Consider the following 2,565-nt stretch of genomic DNA (forward strand, 5'->3'; position numbering starts at 1 on the left):
CACCCACATCACCCACCCGGACGGCACCCCCACCACCCTGCGCTACGACCAGGCTGGCGCAGGCACTCTCTCGGAAATCCAAGACGCCAGCGGCAGCACCACCTACGAGCGCGACCTCCTGGGCCGCGCCACCCGCAAGACCCAGGCCCTCCTCAACGGCCACACCCGCAGCATCGCCTACCAATACGCCGCAAACGGCCTGCTGGCCGCCATCACCTACCCCGATGGGCGCACGCTGCAATACCAGTACGACGCCACCGGCCAGATCACCGGCCTCACCTGGGCGGGCCAGGCCATCGTGCAAGGCATCACCTGGAACCCCTTGGGCCAGCCCACCGGGTGGAGCTGGAACCTGCCGGGCGGCACCGCCGCCATCCCGGCCACGCGCAGCTACAACAGCGCCGGCCAACTGACCGCCACCGAGCTTGGCAGTTACCAATACGACGCGGCAGGGCGCATCAGCACCCTCACGCAAAACCTCTGGCAGCCCGCAGACGCTGACCCCAGCCATGACACCATTGCCGCAATCGCTGCTACCTGGAGTGCCAGCTACGACCGCGCCGGGCGCCTGGCCAGCCTCACCAAAACCACCGCCGCCAGCACGCCGCCCGACACCACCGCCTTTCAGTACGACACCAACGGCGACCTCCTGGGCAGCCAGCGCGAACGCGCCGGCACCTCCACCACGCGCAGCTACAGCACCGAAGCCAGCCACAACAAACTCCTGGGCTTCGAGCAGACCATCGCCAGCAGCACCGGCAGCGCCAGCGCCAGCGTCAACTACCAGTACGATGCTGCAGGCACCCTGCAAACCGACGGCCTGCACCGCTACAGCTACAACAGCCAAGGCCGCCTGGAGACTGCCAGCACCGGCCAAGGCCCAGAGGCCCCCACCACCAAATACGCCCACAACGCTCTGGGCCAGCGCGTCTTCAAGACCGAAGCGCTCTACAACGCCAGCACCAACAGCCTGGAGGGCGACGAAGAGGACTACCCAGGGCTGCTGCAAAGCATCCAGCAATTCTTCACCCGCCTGTGGAGCCCCAAGGCAAGCGACGCGGAGCACCTGGGCTGGGCCTACCTGTACGACGAAGAAGGGAGCCTGCTGGGCGACTACGGCATGGGCGGGGCCAACAGCGGAGGCCAGGGCCAGTACTTCTACCTGCCCACGGCCAGCGGCCCCATGCCCATTGCGGCGGAGATCGACGGGCTGCTCTACGCCATCCACAGCGACCACCTGAACACCCCAAGGCGCCTGACCCAAGCCGACGGGCAGACCGCCTGGCAATGGGCCTACAGCGCCTACGGAGACGAAGCGCCTACGCTGGGGGCCAGGCGCTTCACGGACGAAACGACAACCCCCACGACAGGCAGCACCAGCATCCCGCCGGTGCGCTTTAACTTGCGCTACCCTGGCCAGACCTTTGACGAGGAGACGGGGCTGCACTACAACTACTTCCGCAGCTACGATCCGAAGACCGGGAGGTATACGCAGGGGGATCCGATTGGGCTGGAGGGGGGATGGAATCGGTTTGCCTATGTGGGCGGGAATCCGCTGAGCTTTACAGATCCGATGGGGCTTGCGACAAAGGAACAGATTGATGCTGCTGTCCAAATATTGCAGGGATCATTTCCTGAGGTGCTCAAGAGGCCCAATTCAGTAACAGGTATCCCCGGGTTGTCGGGCACATTGGGGCAGACTCTGGCAGGAAGAACGGATTTGAGTGGAAATATTAAGTACAACGCAGATCTATACGGCGCGGATGGTGTGCCTGTGCCGGGTTGTAAGATGGATGATTTTCTTCAAACAATGGCCCATGAAATGCAGCATCTGAATGAAAGCTGGAGGGATAGAATTGGGCTCAGTACTGGGCAATTGCTGAATCGCATATCGCCTCGATTCCCCAGTGTTGAGGATATTATTGATCACAATGCCGACATAATGTACAGGGCCACCATTGACAAGTTTAAGGGTAGAGTCAATGGAAAAAGATAAATCTCGTTTGTGGCGAAAATATTTAAGAACACTCGTGTGGTGTTTGTTGATCTTGTTTGTTGTTTTTGGATTTCTAGTGTTTGGAAATTTTGATAGAGGAATATAGTCCTTCCTCTTAATTCAAAAGCCACCTGCATCCTACCAGCGGTAAAGCTGCGGGATTCAGGTGGCTTGTTCTTTTAGCCGCTGGGTGTTTAGGTGTCGCATCCCGGACGATTGCATAGACTCAAAACGCTACCCCCTCTTCATGGCCCGAGCCGTTTTGCAAGAGTTGGCGGATTCAAAAGTGAAGTGCAACACCCAAGTTTTCAATGAATGAGAGTGGAGTGCAGCGGGTTGTTGATCAGCAACTCGCGGTACACAGCCAGCGGTGATCGTACCCCCAGGCCCTTTCTGGGACGGTTGTTGATTTCATCGGCAATCGCATCGAGTTGCTCCTGGCTGTAGATGCTCAGGTCTGTGCCTTTGGGCAAGTATTGGCGCACCAGGCCGTTCATGTTCTCGTTGGAGCCCCGCTGCCAGGGGCTGTGTGGGTCGCAGAAGTACACCGCTATGCCGGTCTGCTCGCT

The 2,565-nt window shown here is 60.0% G+C and carries 2 protein-coding genes; one reads left to right on the forward strand and one right to left on the reverse strand.

The features are described from left to right. On the forward strand, positions 1–1,996 hold a 1,996-nt coding region (locus AC07ZH_RS20410; protein WP_495201105.1), incomplete at its 5' end, for an RHS repeat-associated core domain-containing protein. A 308-nt stretch (positions 1,997–2,304) separates the two neighbouring features. Here AC07ZH_RS20410 and AC07ZH_RS20415 read toward each other — a convergent pair. Next, on the reverse strand, positions 2,305–2,565 hold a 261-nt coding region (locus tag AC07ZH_RS20415; RefSeq protein ID WP_495201106.1), incomplete at its 5' end, for an IS30 family transposase.

The organism is Simplicispira sp. GW247-4R2A, assembly GCF_059424465.1.